Genomic DNA, 23826 nt, shown 5'->3' on the forward strand with positions numbered 1-23826 from the left:
CCTCTGCGCTCGCCCTGGTGTGCGGTCGCCCTGTCGTGCGTCGTTCGCTCGGTCGTCGTCGCTTCGTCCCGCGTCGGTGTGTCTTATGTCAGCCGCCCATGCCAAGGGCGGGATCGGTCCCAGCACATCACATAACGCACGCGCACTGTCACTGGTCGTCGCGAATTGACCGAAAGTGGAATCCGGCCTTCCGATCGTTCAGGGGTGATCCACGCCTGGTCAGACGAGGCGTACGGGCTTCTCGGGGCGTATACCGAGGTCGCTGAGCCAGGCCCGCAGGGGGCCCGGGTCACCGTCCTCCACGAGACTGAGGACCCTGGGCGCCAGGTCGGTGGCCCGCTCCCCGCCGACCAGCAGGGTCGGGCCGTCCAGCCAGTCCAGGCCCGGCTGGGCCCCGGCGGTGTCCATCGCGGCGCAGCACACCATCGCGGTGACGTGGTCGGCGAGCAGCTCGCGCTCGGTGCGCGGCGGCTGGAGCGGGAAGAGGGGCAGCGCGCCGACGTCCCAGAGCGCGTCGGGGCCCGCCTGGCCGGAGGATGCCGTGCCGGGCGCGGGGGCGGAGGGCGCGGCGGCCTCCTCGCGGGCGAGTTCGGCGCTCAGGCGGGCGGCGAGGGCGGCGGTGCGGGGGGTGTCGGCGCCTGCCTCCGGGTCCGCGTCGATGTCGGCGTCGGCGTCGGCGTCGGCGTCCCAGTCGGTGCCGATCTCGGGGGCGGGGGCGCGCAGGTCGCCGGGGTGCTGCGGCACGCCCGGGTGCTGCGGCGCGTCCGAGTGCTCGGTCGGGCCCGGGTGCTCGGTCGGGCCGGGGTCTTCGTGACCGGAGTGCGGCCTGTGCGGGGCGTGGGTCGGTTGCGCCGCGTGCGGCCCGGGTGGGGATCCGTGGTCGGCGCGGTCGGGTGTCGCCAGGTGGTCCAGGACGCGGGAGAGCGTCGGGCCGTTCGGGTCGTGGGCCGTGGGGTCCGGTGTCCGGCGTACGCCCAGGGCGTCCAGGACGCGGTGGAGGCGGGCGGCGTCGGTGCGCCACTTGCGGTCGACGACCTCCTCAGGGTACTCCGACCAGTCCACCGGCGCCCAGTCGGGCCCGCACTCGGCCGGGCCGCCGTGGAACAGCCGGGCGGCGAGCAGGGAGGCGGCCTCGTCGACGGTGCCGGGTTCCTCCAGCAGGTCGCAGGCCGGCCGCTCGCCCAGCCGGGTGGCGAACCCCTCGGCCAGCCGGTCGCGCCGGGACAGCTCGGTCAGGGCCGCGACGACGCCCGCGTCCAGCCGGGAGGGCCAGCGGCCCATCCGCCAGGCGGGCAGCGCCACGCGCGTGAGGAGCCGGTCCCAGCCGGCGTACGCCAGGCCCACCTGCTCCTGGGCGACGATCCGCACCCCGTAGTCCACGGCCTGGGCCCGCTCGGCGGCCGCGGCGGCCACACCCCGCTCCATCTCCGCCGCGTGCTGGCGGCAACTGCGCAGGAGCAGCCGCGCCACCCAGCCGATCCCCGCGCAGGCCAGCCGGAACGCCGGACATCGGCCGCGGTCCGCCGCGGTGGCCACCGCGGCGTCCAGACCGCGCACGAAGCGCCGGGCCGCCGCTATGTCGGGGTGCGCCGACGGGCCCGTACCGGCGACGACCGGGGCGAGGACCGCGCGCAGCTCGCCGACGCGCATCCACCACAGGAACGGGGAGCCGATGACCAGCACGGGCGCGGCCGTACGGCGGTGCGGGCGGCGTGCGCCGGACGGGTCCGCCAGCTCGTCGCGCTCCTCGCGCGCGGGCGGGCCGTGGGCCGGGTGGGTGCGGTCCTCCAGCCAGCTGTCGCAGTCCGGGGTGAGCGCTATGGCGGAGGGCGCCGGGACGTCCAGGCGGTCGGCCAGGTCGCGCACCAGCCGGTACAGGTCCGGGGCGGCGTCCTCGGCGATCGGGACGGTCGGGCTGACGGCCGGGCGGGCGCGGGCGACGACCAGGGCGATGACCCCGGCGGCGATCAGGACGACCAGCGCGACGGCGCTCACCACCGCGCGGGCGGCGTCCCAGCCGGGGCCCGGCAGGTGGCCGCTGGTGCCGCCGGCGACGAGGATCACGGCCGCCGCGGCGGGCAGCAGCGCCACCGCGAGCGCGCGGCCGCGGATGCGCAGCACGGCGACCGCCCGGGCGCGCGCGGCCTGCGCGCCCATCTCCGAGCCCATCCCGATCCCGGTCACGACCGGCGTCACCCCCTCCCCGCGGTCCTGGCCCCACCGGCCGTGCCGGTGGCGGCTCTGCTGGTCTTGCTCACTCCCCCACTGTGGCACCCGCCACTGACATCGCAATGCCGGTGGGCCAAGTGCCGGAACGCTTGCGCGGCACCCTAGTTGGCGCCCCGGCCCCCGTCAGCCGGATAGGACACCGCTCACTCGATGGAATGGCTTTGGGGAAAGGTGGATGACGCAGGGCAAGGATCAGGCCCCGGATCGTGAGACGGATCCGGGGCCCGAGGGGTTCAGCTGAGTTCTCCTGCAATCGCGGTCTACTCCCCCGCCGCCGCCTTCGCCGCGATGTCCGTGCGGTGCTGGGAGCCGTCCAGGCCGATGCGGCCGACGGCCCGGTACGCGCGCTCGCGGGCCTGGGTGAGGTCCGCGCCGGTCGCCGTGACCGACAGGACGCGGCCGCCGGCGCTGACGACCGCGTCACCGTCGTGCTCGGTGCCGGCGTGCAGGACGTACGCGTGCGGGGCGTCCTGCGCGGCCACCTCGGCGAGGCCGGTGATCGGGTCGCCGGTGCGCGGGGTGCCGGGGTAGTTGTGCGAGGCGACGACGACCGTGACGGCCGCGTCCTCGCTCCAGCGCAGCGGCTCCAGGTGGGCGAGGGTGCCCGTGGCGGCGGCCGTCAGCAGGCCGGCCAGCGGCGTCTTCAGCCGGGCCAGGACCACCTGGGTCTCGGGGTCGCCGAAGCGGGCGTTGAACTCGATGACCCGCACCCCGCGCGAGGTGATCGCGAGACCGGCGTACAGCAGGCCCGAGAAGGGCGTGCCCCGGCGGCGCATCTCGTCCACGGTCGGCTGGAGCACGGTCTCCATGACCTCGTCGACCAGCTTGGGGTCGGCCCAGGGCAGCGGGGAGTACGCGCCCATGCCGCCCGTGTTCGGGCCCTCGTCGCCGTCGAGGGCGCGCTTGAAGTCCTGGGCGGGCTGGAGGGGGACGACCGTCTCGCCGTCGGTGACCGCGAAGAGGGAGACCTCGGGGCCGTCCAGGTACTCCTCGATCACCACGCGCTCGCAGGCCGCCGCGTGCGCCCTGGCCGCCTCGACGTCGTCGGTCACCACGACGCCCTTGCCCGCCGCGAGGCCGTCGTCCTTGACGACGTACGGCGCGCCGAAGGCGTCCAGCGCCACGGCGACCTCGTCGGCGGTGGTGCACACGTAGCTGCGGGCCGTGGGGACGCCGGCCGCGGCCATCACGTCCTTGGCGAACGCCTTGGAGCCCTCCAGCCGCGCGGCCTCCTTCGACGGGCCGAACACCGGGATGCCCGCCTCGCGCACCGCGTCGGCGACGCCCGCGACCAGCGGGGCCTCCGGACCCACGACCACCAGCCCGGCGCCGAGGTCCCGGGCCAGTGCGGTGACGGCGGCACCGTCGAGGGCGTCGACCGGGTGCAGCTCGGCGACCTCGGCGATGCCGGCGTTGCCGGGCGCGCAGTGGAGCGCGGTGACGGCGGGGTCGAGGGACAGGGAGCGGCACAGGGCGTGTTCGCGGGCGCCGCTGCCGATGACGAGGACGTTCACGCGCCCAGCGTAACCGGGATGGCGGCGGGGGTTGTGCGGGTGTCCGAGGGGCGGGCTGTAGGGGGCCTGGAGGTTCCTCCAAGGCGCCTGGTGCGGGGCCGGGCCTGAAGGGCGGGGGCCGCGCGGCGCGGTGCCCCCGCCGGCTACTCGTTGGTGTACTCCTCCACCACCGTGGCGCCGAGCTCGCGGACGATCAGTTCGTGGCCGGAGAGGGCCGACTCGTTGAGGTCGGGGTCGTCGTCCTCCGGGGTGTCGTCCTCGGGGGCGACCGGCTCCGGGGCGGAGGGGCGGGACGCGGGGCCGGGCTGCGTCGGCGCCGGGGCTGCCGTGGGGCGGGCGGTGGCGGCTGGGGACGACGCGGTGGGGCCGGAGGCATGGGTGGCCGAGGGGGCGGGTGCGCCGCCGTAGCCCCCCGGGCCGCCGGGACCACCATGGCCACCGGGACCGCCGGGAGTGCCGTGGCCGCCGGGGGCGGTCGCCGGGGCGCCGTAGCCCGCCGAGGGGCCGCCGAAGCCGCCCGGGACGGGGGCCGGGCCCCCGCCGCCGGAGCCGCCCGAGGGGTCGACGATCGCGTCGATCTTCCAGTGGACGTTGAACTGCTCGACCAGCGCCTGGCGCAGCACGTCCTCGCTGCCGCTGCCGGAGAAGTTGTCGCGGGCGCCGGAGTTGACGAAGCCGATCTGCAGGGTGGTGCCGTCGAAGCCGGCCACGTGGGCGTTCTGGCTGAGCAGGATCCAGGTGAAGCGGCGGCGGTTCTTGACGGCTTCGAGGATGTTCGGCCAGAGGGTACGCGGGTCCAGGCCGCCGGCGGGGGGTGCGTAGGCGGCGGGCGGGGCCGGTGCGGGAGCCGGCGGGGCGGAGGGCTGCGCGGCGGTGGCCGGGGAGGGCGTCGCAGTCGTAGGAGCCGAAGGGGTGGCACGGGTGCCGGTCCCCGGCTGGGCGGCGCCGGGCGTGCCCGCTGCCGCGGGCGTGGGCCAGCCACCGGGGCGGCGGCCGCTGCCCGCGGCGGTGGCGGTGGGCCAGGCGCCCGGGGCGGCCGGGGGCGCGGGCTGCTGGGCCGCCGGGGCGGGGGTGGGGTCGGCGGCCGGCTGGGGGGTGGGCGCGGGTGCCGGGGCGGGGGCGGGGCTCGTAGGGCCTGCGGGAGCCGGAGCGGGGGGCGCCTGGGCGGGGGCCGGGGCGGAGGTGGCCGCAGGCGCAGGAGTGCCGGGTGCGCCTCCCCGTACGGCGGCGCGGGCCGCGGCGGGACCGCCACCGGGTGCCGCGGGCGCGGCGGGTGCGGCCGGTGCGGCGGCGCCGGGGGCGTGGGCCTCGGGGCCGGGGGCGTAGCCCAGGGCGGGCAGGCCGGCGGCCGGGGCGGCGGCGGAGAAGTTCACGCCGCGCTCGATGCGGTCGAGGCGGGCCATGAGGGAGCGCTCGTCGCCGTAGGCGGCGGGCAGGAGGACGCGGGCGCAGATGAGCTCGAGCTGGAGGCGCGGGGAGGTGGCGCCGCGCATCTCGGTGAGGCCCTCGTTGACGAGGTCGGCGGCGCGGCTGAGCTCGGCGGCGCCGAAGACGTCGGCCTGCGCCTGCATGCGCTCCAGGACGTCGGCGGGGGCGTCGATGAGGCCCTTCTCGGCGGCGTCGGGGACGGCGGCGAGGATGACGAGGTCGCGCAGGCGCTCCAGCAGGTCGGCGACGAAGCGGCGGGGGTCGTTGCCGCCCTCGATCACGCGGTCGACGACCTCGAAGGCGGCGGCGCCGTCGCCGGTGGCGAACGCCTCGACGACGGAGTCGAGGAGCGAGCCCTCGGTGTAGCCGAGGAGGGAGGTGGCCATGGCGTAGGTCACACCCTCGGAGCCGGCTCCGGCCAGGAGCTGGTCCATGACGGACATGGAGTCACGCACGGACCCGGCGCCGGCGCGCACCACGAGCGGCAGGACGCCTTCCTCGACGGGGATGGCCTCCTTCTGGCAGACCTCGCCGAGGTACTCGCGGAGGGTGCCGGGCGGGACGAGCCGGAAGGGGTAGTGGTGGGTCCGGGACCGGATGGTGCCGATGACCTTCTCGGGCTCGGTGGTGGCGAAGATGAACTTCAGGTGCTCGGGCGGCTCCTCGACGACCTTGAGCAGGGCGTTGAAGCCGGCCGACGTGACCATGTGGGCCTCGTCGATGATGTAGATCTTGTAACGGCTGCGGGCCGGCCCGAAGAACGCCTTCTCGCGCAGGTCACGGGCGTCGTCCACGCCACCGTGGGAGGCCGCGTCGATCTCGATGACGTCGATGGAACCGGGTCCGTTGCGCGCGAGGTCGCGGCAGGAGTCGCACTCGCCGCAGGGGGTCGGGGTGGGGCCCTTCTCGCAGTTCAGGCAGCGGGCGAGGATGCGGGCACTGGTCGTCTTGCCGCAACCGCGCGGACCGCTGAACAGGTACGCGTGATTGACCCGGTTGTTCCGCAGCGCCTGCTGCAACGGGTCGGTGACATGCTCCTGCCCGATGACCTCGGCGAACGACTCCGGGCGATAGCGGCGGTACAGCGCGAGAGACGACACGCATACGAGGTTAATGGCGCCCACTGACAAAGCGGACCGCCCGGGACGGGCCTCGTACCCGGCTGTGAGCTGGAGCGGGGGGTGGTGGCGAGGGTGGATCGGCGCCGGGCCCTGGGACGACCGGAGGCCCGGCGGCGGAAGTGCCGGAGCGACCGCCCCCAGCAACGCAAGCGCCCCCCACGCACCCGCCAGAGCCGACCTACCCTTGCTGCCTTCCGGCCCTGGGGGAGTTCAGTCAGATAGCGCCGCGTGAGGGGCTTCGCACAGGCTACCCGATGCCAGGGCCCCTGAACGAGTTCGCGAGCACTCCTCTCGGTCATGTAATGTTTCCGGCGGAGGATTCGCCTAGAGGCCTAGGGCGCACGCTTGGAAAGCGTGTTGGGGGCAACCCCTCACGAGTTCGAATCTCGTATCCTCCGCCAGTGCCTCACCGGGCACGATGTCGAAGGGCCCCACCGTTCGCGGTGGGGCCCTTCGGCGTTGTCCGTCTCAGTTTCCGTCTCAGTCGAGTTTTTCCGAGCTGGACGGCGACCAGAGCGCGTCACCGACCTGCTGGGCGACCTTGCGGAGCATGACTCCCGTCACATGCATGTACCGGGCGCGCATCCGGGCTGCTCCTCCGGGCTCCCAGCCCATGATCGAGTTGATCACGACGTCCGGGACCCCGAGGATCAGGAGGACGGTCTCCGCGGTGTGACGAGCGTCGTGCCAACGACCGTCCCGACACCGGCGTCCCGCAGCAGCCGCTTCCAGACGTGGAAGTCGGTGTTCGGGCTCAGCGGCCCGCCGGTCGGTGAGGCGAAGACGTACCCCTTGCCTTCCCAGTCCGCGCCGGCCGCGTTCCGTTCGCGCTCTTGGGCCTCCTGGTGCTGGCGCAGGATCTTGATCAGCGGATCAGGCAGGCCGATGGTGCGCCGTCCGGCGCGGGACTTGGTGGACTTGTGCTCACGACGGATCTGCTCCCGCTCGGGGCAGTAGCCAGCCTTCCGACCGCACGATTCGGCACCGCAGCCGTGCGCGTACTTGGGGCGTAGCCGGTTCTTCCGGATGCGGACGTATCCCGCGTCGAGGTCGACGTCCTCCCAGTGCAGCCCGAGCGCTTCCCCCTGCCGCAGGCCGAGCGCCAGGGCGACGACCCAGCGGGCACTGTTGCGCAGCTTGGCCGCTTCGACGAGGAGGCTCTGAACCTCTTCGATCGTGAACGGCTCGATGTCCGCCTCTTCGAGCCGCGGAGCCTTGGCGATCTCCGCCGCGTTGGTCGGCACATGTCCTCGTCGCACTGCCTCACCGAGGGCGACCCGGATCGTCCGGTGGACGTGGTGAGCGGTGCCGGCGGAGCTCCCGGACTCCTGCATCCTCCGGTAAAAGCGTTCCAGGTGCTCCGGCTCCAGGCGGTCGAGCTTGTGGGCACCGAGGCCGGGCACCAGGTGCACGCGTACGTCGACCTCATAGCCGTCGTACGTGTTCTCGGAGACATACGGCTTGGCGATGTTCTCCACCCAGTGCTCAAGCCAGGCTTGCAGCGTCCAGCTCTGCCCCGGCTTCCTGAGCTTCTTGTCGTCGCGAGCCCGCTCCATCTCACGGACGGCCTTGGTGACCTCGGCCTTGGTCTTCCGCTCGATGTGGCGGCGGTCGGGCTTGCCGTCATCCCGGAGGCCGACGGTCACACGGCCGTGCCACTTGCCGTCCTTGCCGAGGTAGATCGAGGAGGCGCCGTTGGGCTGCCGGGTGCGCTTCTTGTCTGCCATGTCGTCCCCTCAGGCCGCGTGGGCGGGTCGGTGGCGCAACTTGGCCACGTACGCGGGCAGGGCGTCGGCGGGGACTCGGCGGAGCCGCCCCACGGTGACCGACTCGATCTCTCCGGCGAGGACGAGCCGGAAGCACGTCGTGCGGCCGATACGGAGCCGCCGGGCGGCTTCCTCAACGGTCAGGAGGACCACGGACGGGTCGAGGGAGTCCAGCGGGGTGACAGTGGCTTGCGGCTCAGCCATGAGTCGGTTCTCCTTCCGTGCCGGGGGCGGGTTCGAGGGATGCGGCGAGCCAAGCTTCGGCATCGGAGAGGCCGGTACCGGCAAAGGCCCAGTGGGCGACGACGAGGGTCGTGCCCACCTCCGGATATCCGTAGGTGCTCAGGCCGTCGGTAGCCGCTGCGACCTGTGCACGTCGCCATTCGGCGCGAGCGTCGCGGAGCGCACCGAGGGTCGTGGAGTAGCGGCGGGACTTGGTGGAGAAGTGGCCGCGGAAGCCGAGCATGTGGGCCCAGGCGCGCAGGCGGAGGTGTTCGAGGTCCTTGCGGGCGCCAAGGGTCCAGGCGGTTCGGACGAGGCGGCGGGCGTGGTCGCTGATGTCGAGCTGGGCGAGTTCGGCGGCGAACTTAAGTGGGCGGTCGAGAGCTCCCGTGGCGGTCTCGGCTCCCTTGGTGGCGTACTTGGCGATGTAGGCCGCTACGGCGCGTTCGGTGAGCTCCTGGCCGTCGTTGAAGTCGGCGGATCGGATGGTACGGACGTCGAGTTGGCGGCCGAAGGCGAAAGTGTGGGCCCGGTCGTCGACGGTCGGGCCGTCGACCCGAACCTTGGACGCGGCAGCGCAGATGGCGTCGGTCAGCAGTTCGGCGGTGGCCCAGGCCGGGGGCGGAGTCTCACCGCCACCGGGGCCGTCGAGGCGGATGACCGCGTGGAAGTGGACGGCGCCGCGCTTCTGGTACTCGGCGACCTTGGCGAACGAGACGCGGGCATGGTCCCGCAGGCGCCGTTGGGTCAGGCCCGCGCGCTTGGCGACCTCCCGGCGGAGGTACGTCGAGAAGCGGCGCCAGAGGGCGCCCGCGTGGGCGTTCCAGAGGACGGCAGCTTCGTAGTCATAGGTGTCGGGGTCGAGGGGCGTGCCGAGCGCCTCGTCGTCCTGGTCGTGGCGGGTGCCGCAGCGGCAGGGGCGTCCGTCAGTGCGACGGTTGTGGACCGGGCCGAAGCCGGGGGCGGTGAAGGTGGCGAAGACGCGGGGGTGGGTGGCGACGTGTTCGGAGGTGCCCTTGCCGCCCCGGAGTCCGGCGGTGATCAGGTGGAAGGTGTCGCGGCGGTAGACCTCTGCGCAGGCCGGGCAGCGGGTGGTGCGGCGGTTGTTGCAGCGGACGAGGAGTTGGCCGGCCGGGAGGTCAGAGGCGTCCAGGTGCTGAAGCACGCGGCCGATCTCGCCGGTCGTGGCGTCGACGTCGTACTCGGTGCGGTGGCCGTCGAGGCGGATGGGATGGGTGCAGCCGCCGAGCCCGGAGAGCTGCCGGAGGATGCCCGGCAGGGTGCCGCCTTGGGCGAGCGTGGTGAGTTCCGGGAGCGGGGGCGGGGTGGTGCGGGTGAAGATGGCTGTCTCCTTCTGGCTGGATCGGTCAGGAGGGATGGGCCCCGAGGGCGGCCGGATGCTTGGCGGTGTCGGGGCCGCCCCCGGGGTCGGCGCGTTCAGCGCCGGTTGTGCTCACGCAGCAGGGAGCGCAGGACCACGGCGGCGATGGCCACCGAGACGGCCGAGACGGCGACGGCGGCCAGGAGCGCGGTGAGGACGACGCCACCCGTGAGCACGGCAACTACGGCGCCGGTGCTGACGGAGACGGCCGGGAGCGTGGGCCGCCGGGTGGGAGCGACCACATCAGCCGAGGTGCGGGTGTGCGCGGGCGGCGGGGTGGGGGTGTCCGGGTACTTGGGCAGGAACACGGCGGAACTCTCCTTATCTACTCGTCTAGTCATCTGAGCCGTTTATGACGTCCACGCCGGACCGCGTTCCGGACTCGATGGCGGGGGCGAGGAAGGTGCGCGAGAGCCAGAATCCGAAGAGGGTGATCAGGACGACGATCCAGACGCGGACGCCGAGGAACTTGATCGCCGCCCAGGCGAAGAAGCCGAGGACGACGACGAGCGGCAGGCTGACGGTCACGGGGAACGGGGTCCTTTCAGCGGACGGGGCAGCGGTGGGTGCGCGCGGCCAGCTCGGCGGCGGCACGGCTGTCGTAGTCGGCGGAGAAGTTGCAGCGCGGGGCAGTGCAGGCGGCGGTGTGCTTCTCGCGGCCGCGGTGGTCGTAGGCCGAACCGACCTGCACCGGGCCGATGCGTGTGACGTTGCGGAAGCGGCGGTTGGCGGTCATCAGGGCTCCCTTCAGAGGTGGGCGGCGATGGCTTCGGCCATAGGCGCCGGGACGCCGAGGCGGGCGCGCAGGGTGGTGACGTCCATGGGGGTGCCGGTTCGGGTGCGGTGTTCGGCCGCGACCTTGCGGGCGTGGTCGATGAGGGCGGCCGGGACCGGGACGGCCGGGCGGTCAGGCGGGACCTCGATGGCGGGTGGTGGCGGGGCTGTCGGCTCGGGGGCCGTTTCGGGCTCGTCCTCCTGGTCGTCGATGTCCTCGACGTCGTCGGCCAGCTCGGGCTCGGTGTGGGCGAGGAGGGTTCCGCCGAGGAAGGCGACGGCGGGCCAGCCCGCGACGAGGATGCGCAGCCAAGCCGGGACGTCGCCCAGGTCGAGCAGGCCGGCCGTGGCGACGTTCGCGCCGAGGGACGCGGCGAGCGCGATGACGAACCAGCACCAGGCGGCACCTCTGGCGGAGCCCGAGCGCAGTCGACGCCAGGCGGCGACAAGCAGCAGGTCGACCGAGACGGGATAGGCCCAGGCTTTCCAGCCGTCCTGTCCGGCCGCCACGGCGACGTCGTGGAGGTGCGCGAAGGACAGCGCGGCGGCGATGAGCGCCTGGACAAGCACCGCGTCGACCCGGGCCAGTTGGGCACGCATAAAGGCGTCTCCTTCCTGGTGCAGGCATGGGAGGGGTAGGGACGTGGCGCGAGACGGTCACGCCGACCGGGGTGGAGTGAGGCTCAGTCGGTGAGGGGGCGCGGCTGGACGGCGGGCCCTGGCCGCTCGACGGGGTGCGAGGGAGCGGGCACGTAGGGCCGGAACGGCTTCAGTGCGGGAAGGTCCGGCACCAGGTGGGCCGTCTCCCGGCAGACGTCTGCGGCGTCGCCGAGGGAGAGACATGGGGTGCGGATGCGGGACCAGCCGCCGGACGTGTCGCCCGCGACGGCGAGGCCGGGGCGTTCGGCAGGGATGGCGCAGGCGGCGACGACCGCTTCCGGCGCGATGTCACCCAGGGCCATCTTGGCCGAGGCTTCGTCGTTGACGCGGTGGCAGACACGGCCCGTGAGCTGGGCTCGGAGCATGGTCGCGCCCTTGCCGAGTTCGGCACCGAAGCGCTGCCCGCAGACTTCGAGGTAGATGCCGGCCGCGCGGCCGAGCTGGGCGAGGCGGATGAGCTGGGTGACCATCTCGTCGCGCCGTTCCTCGTCCTTGCGGGTGGCGGTCAGGAAGAGTTCGGCCACCTCGTCGACGAACAGGACGACGGGCACGGGCCGTTCACTGTCGGGCAAGCCCCAGATGTCGGAGGTGATCTCCTCGTCCGGGGTACCGGGGGCGATGCCCTGCCTGGCCTTGATCAAGTCGTATCGGTCCTCCATTTCCTTGACCAGGACGGGCAGTAGCTCTGCGGCTTCGTCCGGGTCGGTGGCCAGTGCCGAGAGGCGGGAGGCGAACGGGGCCAGCTCGACCCCGCGCTTGCAGTCGACGCCGACGAGGGCGACGTCCTGCGGGGCGAGGCCCGAGACGAGGTGGCGCAGGTACATGGACTTGCCCGACAGCGTCGCGCCGAGCGTGAGTTGGTGGGGAACGGCCCGGTAGTCACGGATGAAGGGCGTGGCGTCCTCCCGCAGTGCGACGGGCACTTGGAGGAACCCGCCCCCGGTCTTGCGCGGCATCCGCACCTTGCGCAGGACGTCGAAGCCGACGAGCCGCAGTTCGACAACACCGGGCTTGACGGTGGAGACGTACACGGCGTGGACGCCCCAGGCGTGCCGCAGCCGTTCGGCCGAGGCGGTGACGTCAGCGGGTTCCTGTCCGGGAGCAAGCCGGAGGCGGAGGCGTAAGCCGGTCGCCGTGGGGCGGATGATGCCCCGCCGGGGCGGGACGGGCCGCACCTCCCGGCGGGTAGTGGCCTTGACGGCGAGGACGCGCAGCCGGGACGGCGCGACGGTCAGGCCGCAGGCTTCCATGACCGAGGCGTACGAGCTGAGCAGCCGGACGGTGGATATCGGCCCGCCGACAGCGGACCAGTACAGGGACGGGTGGTTAGCCCGGGTGTAGGCGGCCCCACCGCCGAGCGCGGCGACGGGACCACCCACCTCCAGAAGCGTCGCGAGTTCGGACATCAGGCCGAGGCCCCCATAGCGGCCGGGAAGACGGCCGGGGTGACGGCAGCGGCCCGGAAGGCGATCCCGTGACGCTGCTGACCGTTGAACACGGACTCCCAGGGCCGGGCGACCAGCCCCGGCAGCGAGACCGGCGCACCGAGGTTCAGCCCCTCGGAGACGCCGCCTTCCGGGACGGTGACCTTGATGAGCGAGGACTCGCCGTCCTCGATGTACACGACGCCGATGGTCATCAGTGCCTCGCCGCTGACAGCGTCTTTGGCGATCTCGCCGGTCTGCCGGTCTGCCGGTCGCGAACCTTCGGCTCGGGCGCCTCGGTGAGGAGGATCGTCGCGGCGGAGGTCTCCACGCGGATGGTGCGCATAGGCGTATTCCTATCTACTCGTCTATACAAGAAGCGACCTGCGAACCTCGATCTATCGGGCTCACGACGATCACCTTGCCACACAACTTACCCACTCGTCTATACGAGTAAGCGTGTTGGGGTGTACGAGTTCGAGGAGGCGTCCCCGCGCACCGCCCGCCCTCACCGGCTCACGTGGCCGGGAGTTGGTACGACAGGACGTAGGCGTCCGCCGCCATGACCGTGTCGCAGACCTCTACGGGCCGCCCCTCCCCGTCGAAGGCAGTTCGGATCAGGTGAATCACAGGTACGCCGGCAGCAAGCCGCAGCGTGCGCACCTCGTCCGGCGAGGGCATCCGGGCGCGGATCTCTTCCTCGAAGTGGTCGAGGCGGTGGCCCAGTTCCTCGAGGCGGGCGTAAATGCCGCCGGGACCGGGGTTGGGCTCGGCGATGGGGGTGCCGCGGGCGATGTCGAGCGGCAGGTAGGAGGTGGCGAACTCGACCGGCCGTCCGTCGAGGAGGTAGCGGCGCCGACGCGCGAGGACCCGCCGCACGGATCCGAGCCGCGTGGAGATGTCCTGACTGGCCTTCTCTTCCTTCACCTCGAGGCTGTCGACCTGGGGGTGACTGCCGGCCGCATCCGCCTCGACGATGAACGCGGACTTCCCCTGTTCCCGGTGACGCCAGGCGAACCGGTCCGAGGCAAGCCGCCGGACGGGTGGACGGGGCCGGACGAACACACCCTTGCCGTGCTCGGCGTGGACGAGGCCCTCCCCCTGGAGGATGGAGAACGAGTTGCGGACGGTCATGCGGGAGACCCCGTAGTGGTCGACCAGCTCGGCCTCGGAGGGCAGCTTCTCGCCCTCCCGGAATCGCCCACGGTCGATGGCCTCACGCAGCTGGTCGGCGATCTGCCGGAAGAGCGCACGATCGCTCGTGGGGTCGAGATCACCGAGCAGGCCCGAAGAAAGAGGGCTCACGTGTGTACTCCTTTAGGTATCTAGACGAGTGGGGGAGTGCTTGTTGCTACGGTGGAGAGCCTAGCCATCCGAGAGGGCCGAGGAACGTGAGCACAGAACGCCCGCACTCCGTGAGCGTGGCCGGGGTCGTCGTCGACGGCCAGGGCCGGGCCCTCTTGATCCAGCGCCGGGACAACGGCCACTGGGAACCTCCGGGCGGCATCCTCGAACGCGAGGAGACGATCCCCGAAGCCCTTCAGCGCGAGGTCCTCGAAGAGACCGGCATCAAGATCGCGCTTCCGGCGACCCTCACCGGCGTGTACAAGAACATGAAGGGCCTGATCGTCTCGCTGGTCTTCCGCTGCGAGGCGGCCGACGGCACTCCGACCACCGGCGACGAGACCCGCGCACTGCGCTGGGTCACCCGTGAAGAAGTGGCCGAACTCGCCGACGAGGCGTACGCGATCCGCGTCCTCGACGCACTCGACGCGGCGTCCCCGCCGGCCGTCCGCGCCCACGACGGCGTGAAACTCGTCTAGTCCGAACCCGCTGCACATGGCGGTCTACCAGCATGAAGGAACTTGTATGCACGAGTATACGAGTAGTGCCCGGGTGTGGGGACTGTCTTGCCCAGGTTTCCCGGAAGAGGTCAGCAGAGCCCGTCGCTGGACCCGAGACATCCTCCGCGGCTCCCCTTTAGCCGAAGACGCAGAGTTGATCGTCAGCGAGCTGAGCGCCAACGCGATCCTTCACACGGCCAGCGGCCGGGAAGCCGGCGGATTTCATCTGGCCGTAGCGGTAACACCGCAGGTGGTTGCGGTGTCTGTAACGGACGACGGAGGGACGAGGACGGCTCCGAAGATCGAGCACCAGGACCAGGAGGCCGAGCACGGCCGGGGCCTCGGCATGGTCAGCGCCCTCGCCCACCGGGTCGTCGTCCACGACAGCGACCAGGGCCACACGGTCACCGCGGAACTGTTCGCGGGCCCCCAGCAGGGAGGCCACCCGTGCTGACGAAGGAGCTTCGCCGTGGCTACTGGTGCGAGTGCTGGACAGAAGGCCTGACCCAACAGCGACGGCCGGCCTTGCTGGCATCCTTCGACGCCTACTCGGCGCCCCAGGCAGACCGATGGGTGGCTGTCACACTCCGCACGATCTCACCGGCTCTCGACCCGGACGCGTCCGACGAGGCGTGGGAGTGGTTGTACGAGGGCCGCATCGAGACACGACGAGCCCTCTTGCGGTCCGAGCCCTGCACCGTGTCAGTCAGCCACGACGACATCCGCATCACGTGGACGATCCGACCGGTGACCTTCCTGCCGATGGCGCACCGCGAGGGAGCTGAACTCCCAGCCTGCACGCACGACTTCACGCCTCGCGCGTCCGACTGAGTTACAACTTTCTCTACTGGTTCAAGGCGGCTCGCTCCGCTCCCCGCGCGCGGCCCGGCCCCCGGCCGGGCCTGCGCTCCTGTCTCCGCCCCGCTCCAGCCCGGCCGGCACCCGTGCCGCGCTCAAAGCAATCAGCACCCGATGCGAGAGAAGGGGTACGTCGTGGCTGGGGCGGTCGGCTCCACGGCTTTAGGCAGCCACTTTGGCGCGAGCCTCGAAGATCATGGCCCCAACGTCGTGCTTCACCGGGCAGGTCCACAGACTGCCCGACGCGCCGAAAGCTTACGGGGCCATGATCACTCGCGCCAAAGCAGCTCCAGCCCAAAGCCGCTCCAGCAACCTGGGTATCTCCAACCGCTACAGTTCGCCATCTCACTCAGGAGATGAGACGTCGCACCAATTCTGCCATTTCTGCGGGAATTTCACTTTTCTCCATTTCCTGTGCGATACGCAGCGCATCTTGACGCTTGCTAAATCGCAAGCCGAATCGCTGAAATACCCCGTCAAGCAAATCATCACCGGGGACCATTTCGGATTTACGCAATCCCCAATCCGCCTGAACTTCCTCCGTGCATTCTTCTCGAATCTTCTCGACCTCGGAAGAAAGTGCGGATATCTTCTCAAGCGCTAGTTTTAGCTGCTCCTCCAGAGCCTCATCGAATCCCCGATCACCTCGGTCGATGACAGGGCGGCGATCAGGAATTACGGGGCGACATACACGCTTCAGGATTCTGCGTTCAATGGCTATCGGAAGTAGTTCGTCACATACCTCACTGATGGCAGCTTCTACCTCCTCTGGAGTAGGAGAACTCAGACCGTTAGACTTGTTCTGGATGAACCTGGAGAGGGCTGACGGGTTCAGGAGATAGTTCTCTAGCTCTCTCCTCTGTAGTAGTTGAACTTCACTAACCCCACCCACCCTGTTCTGTAGATCTTCGAGATCCTTCAGATTTCGCTCATCGCGATCAAGAACAAATACTGTCCTTACGTTTCGCTTCCGCAAGAACGAAAGCGTTGCAGCGGTAGCGTAATGAGTGAAGTTACGAGCACCACCGGTGGTGACGAAGCCGAGAGAAGCCTGCCCGAAATTCACATTCAGGGTGTCCGCAAACGTGCGGAGAAGTTGCTCGTCCGAAGGCCCCTCGACAAACACGAGGCGATCAAACATGAACAGCGAACTAAGGCGCAGACCCAGCTCCTCGGGAATCGCTTCCTCTGCACCTGCAACGTCGAGCCGCTGGACTACTGTCTCAGCTTCTTTTCGAATCAGGTAAACATTCTCAAGAGAGCCGACATCGAGGAAGTTGGTTGAATGCGTTGTCAGGAATACCTGAGAATGCAAACTCACATTCTTGAGATACTGCATCAACGCAGTTTCGAGCGCAGGATGCAGGTGCACTTCAGGTTCCTCGACGAGGAGTATCTCAGGGCGTTCGAATTCGTAATCAAGAATGAGTCGCAGGGCTTCGCGAATTCCCGATCCATTAACCTGTACTAGAAACTCGTCGACATCCAGCTCTGCCGACAAGGCGCCTGCACGCGCAGACGGTGTATCGGAGCTGAAGGCGTCGATCTCAACGCCAAGCAAGCTTGATACGACGTGCTGGATCTCCTGCAAAACGGACCCTTGCCCGCGACTAGTCTTCAGCTTAAGAATCCGGCTTGCTTCCACCTCACCAATCGGTTTTCTCTGTTCCGAGAGATGATGCACACTCGTATGGGCTACTCTTCGCACGAAGTCTGTAACGTAATCTGGGACGGTGGCCGAGTCACCGGAAAAGGTGGTCACAGGGTGGGAGATTTCAGCAGCCATTGCCAATTCGCGTTGCTGCTCAAGTCCATTGATGCGATCCCTGCACTGGTCGGCAAATTCACTATATGAAGTAGCCTCTTGAATCATTCGACCAATGCGTCTAAGTTCCGTAGAATCCCCTGCGCCAGAGCCGAGAACGCTACGCAGAAAGGCCGTACTATTAGCCCTTTCCGAAATCATACGCCATTCTTCTGCGGGAAAGCGAATCAGGACTCGCTCAAGGGCGTTCTTTTCTTGCGCATAGTTCTTCGCCTTTGAGAAGTTATTGGCAATATCCAATGCGCTTTCTGGGCTCACAGCAAAGATTACAGTCTCTTCGACGCCATCATCACCCCCGAAGGAAATGCGCGAAATATAGCCGACTTGCATTTCTGTGCGAAGGAAACTCAAAACTACCGTGACCAAATTTCCGAGCTTGTCTCCGGATAGCGCATTACGCACCTGGGGCATCTCAGCGGAAATCGATTCGACGAGGCTTTGTAGCTCATCATTCGACAGCTCTAGAGTGACTCTAAGTTCGATCGATTCTGTCGAATCCTTGGCGTGCCAATCAGTCTGTCGAGAGATTTCAGGGGAGATAGTTGCAACCGCGCCACTTGTCTGGAAAAAGTCAAAGAATAGTCTAATCGCTGAAAGCAGATTCGACTTTCCGGAGTTATTTTTTCCAATGAGAACGTTAAGGTTTCCGCAATCTTCCAGAGTTGCATCGCGAAGGCTGCGGAAACGAATACCCTGCAAAGTTGCCACGCGCATTATGCACTGCCCCCTGTCGCCCGTCACTCTGACGTCCCTAGCCAGGGAGGATAGTCGCTGGCTCTTGCCCTTGTCCGAGCTTCAGCCAACATTCGCTTTGTGGCGAGTGCCAGGCTCTGGTTTGGTCTGCTGAACGCCGTCGCATGCCGCCATGCGTGCCAGCGTCCTGGTTGAGGGAGAGTCCGCGTCCCAGGACCAAGCACGTTGGAGACCCTTATCCGGCCACCCCTGGTAGCGGGCGTGTTCCCAAGCTGAGAGTGTCCGCGCCGTCGTAACGGACCGGCCGTTGCGCTTGCTCTGGCTGACGGACACACGGACGGCGTGGCTGAGGCCTGTGGGGGTGCAGCGAGACACACGCGCGCCTGATCGCTCGACGTACCCATCGCGGTAGCTGACTGTCGTCGGCTCAGGTCCAGGCACCGGCGATTCCCGGGCTCTCTTCAGTGGGAGGGCGTGAAGCCGGCGGACCGGTCGAGGTGGAACGCGGATCTCGGAGCCGTCGGAGTCCACCCCATGCGCAGGGCGAGCCGAACAGCCGCAGCAACGCTGGAGGCCGTACAGTCTCAGCCTCACGACCGATCCAGTTGCTCAGATGCGGCTGGTCGGTGGTGATCACGAGCGTCATGCCCGGCGTGTCCGCATGCTTGACCGTGAACGTGCACGGCGACCAGGCCAGGCCCTGGAAGTACGTCGACCTGCCACGCAGCCGCCAGCGATAGGCCGTACCGTCGACAACAACCCATCGTGATCCCTTACGGACCAGAGCTATGACATCCACTCCAACAGCGAAGATGCTAGCGAGACCAGGCCCACCGTCCGTCTCAGTTTCCGTCTCATTCAGCGCCGTTCACGGTCGTTCAGACGGGACCGAGGCCGGTAGCCGCTCTCACGACCGCTCGCCGATGAACGCAGGTGAACGACCCCGTCCGAGGTCCCCGGGACGACCAACACAGTTGGAAAGCGTGTTGGGGGCAACCCCTCACGAGTTCGAATCTCGTATCCTCCGCCAGTGCCTCACCGGGCACGATGTCGAAGGGCCCCACCGTTCGCGGTGGGGCCCTTCGGCGTTGTCCGTCTCACTTTCCGTCTTGAGAGATGGCTCCCGTCACATGCAGGTACCGGGCGCGCATGCGAACCGCTTCGCTGGCCGACGACATGGGCATCTCATGGTGCGGTGTCCGGCGGATCCGGCAGGTTGTGCCACGAGTGGTCACATCCGCCGGCGCAGTGCAGCGTCCGTCTGCGAGTGTCGGCGACGGTGAAGAGGGCGACGAGCAGGCGGAAGGACTTGGTCAGCTCGTTGGCCGGAAGTGCTTCCATCCCGAAGCGCCCCTTCGTGAGCATTACCGCCGGGGTGTGGGTGGGACGGATGCCGGAGCGCGCGATGCTTTCCGGCACGTCCTCCTCGCAGGTGCCGGCCTGTCCGCAGAACAGCACCAGTGCGCGCAGGACTTCGCGTCGGTCCCCCTCTGAGAGCTCTTCGAACCACTCGACGCCCTGTTCCACAGGTCTGCGTCCTTGTGCGAGTTCGTTCAGGACCACCTCGTGCGCGTACAACAGAGCCTTCCACCCCCATGGTGCAGACCGGCCGATCATGCACGGCCGCCCCCGCCAGTACCCCGGACCGATCCCGCCGCCTACCGCCGTCCGTGACGGCACCGAACCGCCGAGGGCCCGCCCATCGTGGTCGGGCCCCCGGCGTGGTGCTCACGGGGTCAGGACGACCTTCTCGCAGTGGTCCTTCTTGTTCTTGAACAGGTCGAAACCCTTCGGGGCCTCGGTCAGGGGCAGGCGGTGGGTGATGATCCGGGTCGGGTCGAGCTTGCCCTGTTCGATCAGGCCCAGCAGCGGCTTCATGTACTTGTGCACGTGGCACTGGCCGGTGCGCAGGGTCAGGGACCTGTTCATCCAGGCGCCCGCCGGGAACTTGTCGATCATGCCGCCGTAGACGCCGATGACCGACACCACGCCGCCGCTGCGGCAGGACGTGATGGCCTGGCGCAGGGCGTGCGGGCGGTCGGTCTCGGAGCGGACCGCCTGCTTGGCGCGGTCGTAGAGGTGCACGTGGGCGGCGCCGTGCGTGGCCTCCAGGCCGACCGCGTCGATGCACTTGTCCGGGCCGCGGCCGCCGGTGAGTTCGAGCAGGGCCGACCGTACGTCGGTGTCCTCGAAGTTGATGGTGTCGTAGCCCTGGGACGCGGCCATGTCGAGCCGGTAGGGCTCCTTGTCGATCGCGATGACCTTCTCCGCGCCGAGGACCCGGGCGCTGTCCATGGCGAACTGGCCGACCGGGCCCGCGCCCCAGACGGCGACGACGTCGCCGCCCTGGATGTCGCACATCTCGGCGCCCATGTACCCGGTCGGCAGGATGTCCGACAGGAACAGCACCTGCTCGTCGGTGAGGTCCGAGTCGACCTTCAGCACGTTGGCGTCGGCGAGCACCACGCGGGCGTACTCGGCCTGGCCTCCGGCGAAGCCGCCGGTGAGGTGGGAGTAGCCGTAGATGCCGGCGGTGGGGTGGCCGAAGAGCTTCTCCGAGATGCCGGCGTTGGGGTTGGTGTTCTCGCAGCACGAGTACAGCTGGGCCCGGCAGGGCGCGCAGACGCCGCACGCGATGGGGAACGGCACGACGACCCGGTCGCCGACGCGCAGTTTGGGGTTGACGCCGGGGCCGACCTCCACGACCTCGCCCATGAACTCGTGGCCCAGGATGTCGCCCTTCTGCATGGTCGGCACGTAGCCGTCGACCAGGTGGAGGTCAGAGCCGCAGATGGCCGTGGAGGTGACCTTCACGATGGCGTCGCGGCTGCTCAGGATCGACGGGTCGGGGACGTCGAGCACCTCGACCGAGTTGCGTCCGGTCCAGCAGTTCGCCTTCATGCCAGGGCCTCCTTCAGTTCGTCCTCGGTCAGCGGCTGGGCCGGGTGCTGCGGGAACTCCCCGCGGGCCCGCTTGCCGCTGGGTGCGCCCTCGGAGCGGGTGATCTCGCCGATCTCCGCGATCTGCTTGAAGCGGCGCAGGTCGTCGTCGAGCTGCTGGTGCGGTTCCTCGCCGAAGTAGCGCGCCGCGGCCTTGCCCACGGCCCCGCCGGGCAGGTCGTAACGCAACGTCACCCTGATCTCCGTGCCCCGGTCGCCGGGGGCGGGCGTGAAGCGGACCTCGCCGGAGTTGTCGATGTCGGCGCCCTCCACCGACCGCCAGGCGATCCGCTGGCCCGGTACGTCCTCGGTGGTCTCGGCGTCCCATTCGACCGTCTTGCCGAACGGCGCCTCGGCCCGCCAGTGGCTGGTGCGGGGGCCGGTCACCCGCACCTCGTCCAGGTGCGCCATGAAGTCGGGCAGTCGCTCCAGGTCCTTCCAGAGGGCGTAGACCTTGTCCGGGGGCTGGGCGACGGTGGTGGTCGCGGTCAGTTCCATCGGTGTGCTCCTACGGGTGCGGGTCACGGCCGCGTAGACGTCCGTGGCCGTGAGGGCGGTGACCGCGGCGGTCGCGGCCACGGTGCGGCCGAGGCCCCGGCCGTCGTGGTTCTTCAGGGCCCGGGCCAGCATCGTCAGGTCCATGAGGTCGCCGCCGACGCGGCTCCAGAGCCAGGCGGGGTGCGGCCGTCCCAGCAGCCCGGCCGCCGCCGTCAGCTCGCGCACGCCGACGGCGGTCGTGGCCGAGCGCTGCCGGGCGGCGTCGCCCACGCCCAGGGCCCGGGCGAAGCCCGCCGGGGCGACGACCTGGGGCACGCCCAGGAGCGCGCTGGCCCAGCCGAGGCCGCGGACGAGCGGATCGTGCCGGAGGCGGGGGGTGGAGCGGGTGTCTGTCGTCATGGTGCTCCCCACGTGCGGTGCGGTGGACGGACGGCGTGCCGCTCGGCTCCGTAGGTGCGGAAAGGTGCGTCGCGGACAACGGCGGAGTTTCCGCCTGGGCCGGATGCAATCCTCGACAGCTCGCTCAGGGCTTCGGTCGGTCGGAGGGAGCGCGAGCGTGGGGGCGGCACGCCGCCGCGGTGTTCCGGGGGCGGCTCACGCCGCTGCCGCGGTGATCGCCCTCACCGGGCCACCCGCACCGGCCTCTCCACCGTCACCTGGTCCACCTCCGACACCCGTACCGTCACCTTCATCGTCCACGTGCCGGCGAGCGGGAGGTTGACCGCGTTCGTGGCCCAGTAGCCGCCCCGGTCCGTGACGTCGGCGTTCAGGGGGCCGATGTCCTGGGCGGGGAAGGCGAAGGCGATGCGGAGTTCGGGGACCGCGGCCAGGCCGCCGTCGGCGCCGTAGACCACCGCCTCCACGGCGTTGTCTCCGGTACGGGCCGGGTCGAGGGTGACCTGGACCGTGCCGCGGTGGCCGGCCACGCTGAACGGGGCCATCACCACCGAGGTCGCCGGCAGGGCCGCGGCCTGCCGGGTGGCCTCCGCCTCGGCCTCCGCCCGGCCGGGCAGCGTGCCCGTCAGGACCGTCGTCAGGGCGAGGACGACCGCCGCCACCAGCACCTCCACCAGCACCGACCGGCGCAGGGCCCGGCGGTGCGCGGCGCCGTCGTGCGGCGGCTCGGGGCGGGCCGTGCCGCCCGCGGGGAGGCGCTCCGTGCGGCCGTCGGGAGCGTCGTCGCCCAGCGTCGGCCGCCCGGCCGGGCCGCCCGCGGCCGGGGTCGCGGTCGGCGACGCCCCGACCCGTTCCGGCACGCGCAGTTCCGTCGTCCGCTCCGCGGGCGCCGCGGCGCCGGCCCGTTCCGCCACCCAGCGCCGCGACCAGTCGGCCGCCGTCAGCAGGGCCGTCACCGCGGCCAGCTTGGCCAGCAGGAGGCGGCCGTAGGACGTGTCCGTGAGGGCGGCGAGGGTGCCCAGGCCGCGCCAGGACTGGTAGACGCCGGTGACGACCAGGGCGGTGACGCTGAGTTTCGCCAGGCGGGAGAAGCGGGTGACCGTGGTGAGCGGGGGTGTGGCGTGGCGCAGCAGCACCAGCAGGGCGGTGAGGCCGCCCAGCCAGGCCGCCATCGCCAGCAGGTGCACGACCGCGGACGTCATCGCCAGCGGTACCTGGATGCCCGCCGAGGCGTGTTCCGCCGCCGCCCAGGTCAGCGCGAGGCCGACGGCGAGGACGGTGCCGAGGGCCAGGTGGGTGCGGGAGGGGCGGTCGCGCCGGGCCGCGCGGGTCAGCAGGAGGGCGGACGCGGCCAGGAGGACGAGGCGGGCGAGCAGCGCCCAGCCCGGCCGGCCGGTGAGGGTGCGGCCGAGCGCGTCCGGGTCGAGGGCGGCGGACGGGGCGTCGCCGGTCTCGTAGGGGGCCCGCAGGACGAGGAGCAGGACCGTCGCGCCGGCCAGGCCCCAGCCGCCCGTGCGGAGCAGGCCCCGCAACGGCCGTGCCCGCGTCGGACGGCACACGGCGACGAAGGCGGCGGTGCCGATGAGCAGCGCGGCGGCGAGGTAGGCCGCACCGCGGGCGGTGCCGTACAGGAATCCGGTGAGCGGGTCCTCGGTCGGGCCCGTCGGCACCGGGGCCGCCGTCGCCGAGGGGGCGCCCACCGAGAAGGTGAACGCGCCCGACACGGGGTGGCTGTCCGCCGACACCACCCGCCAGGCCACGGTGAACGTCCCCCTGTCCAGGCCGGCCGGCAGGCTGATGCGCGCGGTGTCCGCGTGTCCCCCGGCGTGCTCGGCGTCGCCCGTGGCGACCCGGTGGCCGCTGGGGTCCAGCACGCGGAAGGAGTCGTCGAGGAGGCCGACCGACTCGGTGAAGGTGAGGGTGACGCTGCGCGGGGCGGTCGGGACGACGCTGCCGTCGGCGGGGCCGGTGGCGCGCAGCGCGGCGTGGGCCGACGCCGGGTTCGCGCCCGGCAGGAGCAGCAGGAGCAGGAACGTGCCCAGGAGCAGCGTCAGCGCCCGGAGCCGTCTGCGGAGCACGCCGGTCGGTGCGTCCCGGTGTGCTGCCGCGTGGCCCTCTCCCACGTTCGCCTCGCGTTCTGCGCCCACGTCGTCTCCCCGCCCTCGGGTCCGGCCTCCCGCTTACGTACGGACCCAGGCTCCGCTGTGCTCATCCCGCCCGGCACACCGCCCTCGGGGCAGGGCCGGTGCGGCGG

Annotated in this window: 19 protein-coding genes, 1 tRNA gene, 1 other RNA gene and 2 pseudogenes; 4 read left to right on the plus strand and 19 right to left on the minus strand. The window is 70.5% G+C overall.

Translation table 11 applies throughout. From position 1 onward, the window contains the following. Nucleotides 1–219: 219 nt before the first annotated feature. The 4 genes from E4U92_RS29725 to ffs all read right to left on the minus strand — a co-directional run bounded on the left by E4U92_RS29725 (nt 220) and on the right by ffs (nt 6533). The gene (locus E4U92_RS29725; RefSeq protein ID WP_137303600.1) at nt 220–2169 is read right to left on the minus strand and encodes a hypothetical protein; all 1950 of its coding nucleotides are present in this window, start codon (nt 2167–2169) and stop codon (nt 220–222) included. A gap of 320 nt (nt 2170–2489) precedes the next feature. Next, nucleotides 2490–3743, minus strand: coding sequence for a phosphoribosylamine--glycine ligase (gene purD, locus E4U92_RS29730; RefSeq protein ID WP_137303530.1), 1254 nt, complete (start codon nt 3741–3743; stop codon nt 2490–2492). Between the two features lie 143 nt (nt 3744–3886). Next, nucleotides 3887–6271, minus strand: a complete 2385-nt coding sequence (locus tag E4U92_RS29735; protein WP_137303531.1) for a DNA polymerase III subunit gamma and tau — start codon at nt 6269–6271, stop codon at nt 3887–3889. 163 nt (nt 6272–6434) lie between these two features. Further along, nucleotides 6435–6533: signal recognition particle sRNA small type (gene ffs, locus E4U92_RS29740), an RNA gene on the minus strand. Between the two features lie 72 nt (nt 6534–6605). Between ffs and E4U92_RS29745 the strand changes: the two genes are divergently transcribed. Beyond that, nucleotides 6606–6693: transfer RNA gene (locus tag E4U92_RS29745), tRNA-Ser, on the plus strand. A 79-nt stretch (nt 6694–6772) separates the two neighbouring features. Here E4U92_RS29745 and E4U92_RS29750 read toward each other — a convergent pair. The 10 genes and pseudogenes from E4U92_RS29750 to E4U92_RS29795 all read right to left on the minus strand — a co-directional run bounded on the left by E4U92_RS29750 (nt 6773) and on the right by E4U92_RS29795 (nt 13824). Further along, nucleotides 6773–8019: pseudogene (locus tag E4U92_RS29750) on the minus strand (tyrosine-type recombinase/integrase). 9 nt (nt 8020–8028) lie between these two features. Next, nucleotides 8029–8262: an excisionase family DNA-binding protein gene (locus E4U92_RS29755; RefSeq protein ID WP_137303532.1), complete on the minus strand. Its 234-nt coding sequence runs from the start codon at nt 8260–8262 to the stop codon at nt 8029–8031. Next, the gene (locus E4U92_RS29760; RefSeq protein WP_137303533.1) at nt 8255–9559 is read right to left on the minus strand and encodes a replication initiator; all 1305 of its coding nucleotides are present in this window, start codon (nt 9557–9559) and stop codon (nt 8255–8257) included. Before E4U92_RS29760 ends, E4U92_RS29755 begins: the two co-directional genes overlap by 8 nt. Nucleotides 9560–9717: 158 nt before the next feature. Beyond that, nucleotides 9718–9969, minus strand: a complete 252-nt coding sequence (locus tag E4U92_RS29765) for a SpdD protein (RefSeq protein WP_137303534.1) — start codon at nt 9967–9969, stop codon at nt 9718–9720. A gap of 25 nt (nt 9970–9994) precedes the next feature. Further along, nucleotides 9995–10189, minus strand: coding sequence for a hypothetical protein (locus tag E4U92_RS29770; RefSeq protein WP_137303535.1), 195 nt, complete (start codon nt 10187–10189; stop codon nt 9995–9997). A 16-nt stretch (nt 10190–10205) separates the two neighbouring features. Next, nucleotides 10206–10397, minus strand: coding sequence for a mobile element transfer protein (locus E4U92_RS29775; RefSeq protein ID WP_137303536.1), 192 nt, complete (start codon nt 10395–10397; stop codon nt 10206–10208). 11 nt (nt 10398–10408) lie between these two features. Then, nucleotides 10409–11035: a DUF2637 domain-containing protein gene (locus tag E4U92_RS29780; protein WP_137303537.1), complete on the minus strand. Its 627-nt coding sequence runs from the start codon at nt 11033–11035 to the stop codon at nt 10409–10411. 83 nt (nt 11036–11118) lie between these two features. Further along, nucleotides 11119–12501 (minus strand): FtsK/SpoIIIE domain-containing protein, encoded by a 1383-nt coding sequence (locus E4U92_RS29785; protein ID WP_137303538.1) that lies wholly within the window; start codon nt 12499–12501, stop codon nt 11119–11121. Continuing rightward, nucleotides 12501–12865, minus strand: a pseudogene (locus E4U92_RS29790) (SCO3933 family regulatory protein). The gene E4U92_RS29785 and the pseudogene E4U92_RS29790 overlap by 1 nt, the downstream one beginning before the upstream one ends. Before the next feature lie 170 nt (nt 12866–13035). Beyond that, a complete protein-coding gene (locus E4U92_RS29795) occupies nt 13036–13824 on the minus strand; it encodes a GntR family transcriptional regulator (RefSeq protein ID WP_137303539.1) in 789 nt (262 codons plus the stop codon). Between the two features lie 110 nt (nt 13825–13934). On the opposite strand from E4U92_RS29795, the gene E4U92_RS29800 reads away from it, so the two are divergent. Genes E4U92_RS29800 through E4U92_RS29810 form a run of 3 tightly spaced genes read left to right on the plus strand, consistent with a single transcriptional unit; the run spans nt 13935 to nt 15194 of the window. Then, nucleotides 13935–14342, plus strand: coding sequence for an NUDIX hydrolase (locus tag E4U92_RS29800; RefSeq protein WP_137303601.1), 408 nt, complete (start codon nt 13935–13937; stop codon nt 14340–14342). Nucleotides 14343–14388: 46 nt separating this feature from the next. Then, nucleotides 14389–14817 carry an ATP-binding protein gene (locus tag E4U92_RS29805; protein ID WP_137303540.1) on the plus strand — a complete coding sequence of 143 codons (429 nt, stop codon included), beginning with the start codon at nt 14389–14391 and terminating at the stop codon, nt 14815–14817. After that, the gene (locus E4U92_RS29810) at nt 14811–15194 is read left to right on the plus strand and encodes a hypothetical protein (protein WP_137303541.1); all 384 of its coding nucleotides are present in this window, start codon (nt 14811–14813) and stop codon (nt 15192–15194) included. Before E4U92_RS29805 ends, E4U92_RS29810 begins: the two co-directional genes overlap by 7 nt. A 376-nt stretch (nt 15195–15570) precedes the next feature. Here E4U92_RS29810 and E4U92_RS29815 read toward each other — a convergent pair whose 3' ends face one another. The 5 genes from E4U92_RS29815 to E4U92_RS29840 form a co-directional block, all read right to left on the minus strand. Next, nucleotides 15571–17754, minus strand: coding sequence for an AAA family ATPase (locus tag E4U92_RS29815; RefSeq protein WP_168725220.1), 2184 nt, complete (start codon nt 17752–17754; stop codon nt 15571–15573). Between the two features lie 1170 nt (nt 17755–18924). Continuing rightward, nucleotides 18925–19356, minus strand: coding sequence for a DUF5958 family protein (locus E4U92_RS29825; protein ID WP_268253528.1), 432 nt, complete (start codon nt 19354–19356; stop codon nt 18925–18927). 111 nt (nt 19357–19467) lie between these two features. Beyond that, nucleotides 19468–20640: a zinc-dependent alcohol dehydrogenase gene (locus tag E4U92_RS29830; RefSeq protein ID WP_137303543.1), complete on the minus strand. Its 1173-nt coding sequence runs from the start codon at nt 20638–20640 to the stop codon at nt 19468–19470. Continuing rightward, a complete protein-coding gene (locus E4U92_RS29835) occupies nt 20637–21575 on the minus strand; it encodes an SRPBCC family protein (protein ID WP_137303544.1) in 939 nt (312 codons plus the stop codon). Before E4U92_RS29835 ends, E4U92_RS29830 begins: the two co-directional genes overlap by 4 nt. Nucleotides 21576–21796: 221 nt before the next feature. Next, a complete protein-coding gene (locus E4U92_RS29840; RefSeq protein ID WP_137303603.1) occupies nt 21797–23620 on the minus strand; it encodes a copper resistance CopC/CopD family protein in 1824 nt (607 codons plus the stop codon). Nucleotides 23621–23826 lie beyond the last annotated feature (206 nt).

Origin of the sequence: Streptomyces galbus (assembly GCF_005280195.1) — a bacterium.
Lineage (GTDB): Bacteria > Actinomycetota > Actinomycetes > Streptomycetales > Streptomycetaceae > Streptomyces > Streptomyces galbus.

Bases quoted from the DNA above. Each gene is read 5' to 3' on its own strand.
- E4U92_RS29725 (WP_137303600.1), bottom strand. From the start codon at position 2,169: ATGGGCTCGGAGATGGGCGCGCAGGCCGCGCGCGCCCGGGCGGTCGCC.
- E4U92_RS29755 (WP_137303532.1), bottom strand. From the start codon at position 8,262: ATGGCTGAGCCGCAAGCCACTGTCACCCCGCTGGACTCCCTCGACCCG.
- E4U92_RS29775 (WP_137303536.1), bottom strand. From the start codon at position 10,397: ATGACCGCCAACCGCCGCTTCCGCAACGTCACACGCATCGGCCCGGTG.
- E4U92_RS29780 (WP_137303537.1), bottom strand. From the start codon at position 11,035: ATGCGTGCCCAACTGGCCCGGGTCGACGCGGTGCTTGTCCAGGCGCTC.
- E4U92_RS29785 (WP_137303538.1), bottom strand. From the start codon at position 12,501: ATGTCCGAACTCGCGACGCTTCTGGAGGTGGGTGGTCCCGTCGCCGCG.
- E4U92_RS29805 (WP_137303540.1), top strand. From the start codon at position 14,389: ATGCACGAGTATACGAGTAGTGCCCGGGTGTGGGGACTGTCTTGCCCA.
- E4U92_RS29825 (WP_268253528.1), bottom strand. From the start codon at position 19,356: ATGATCGGCCGGTCTGCACCATGGGGGTGGAAGGCTCTGTTGTACGCG.
- E4U92_RS29830 (WP_137303543.1), bottom strand. From the start codon at position 20,640: ATGAAGGCGAACTGCTGGACCGGACGCAACTCGGTCGAGGTGCTCGAC.
- E4U92_RS29835 (WP_137303544.1), bottom strand. From the start codon at position 21,575: ATGACGACAGACACCCGCTCCACCCCCCGCCTCCGGCACGATCCGCTC.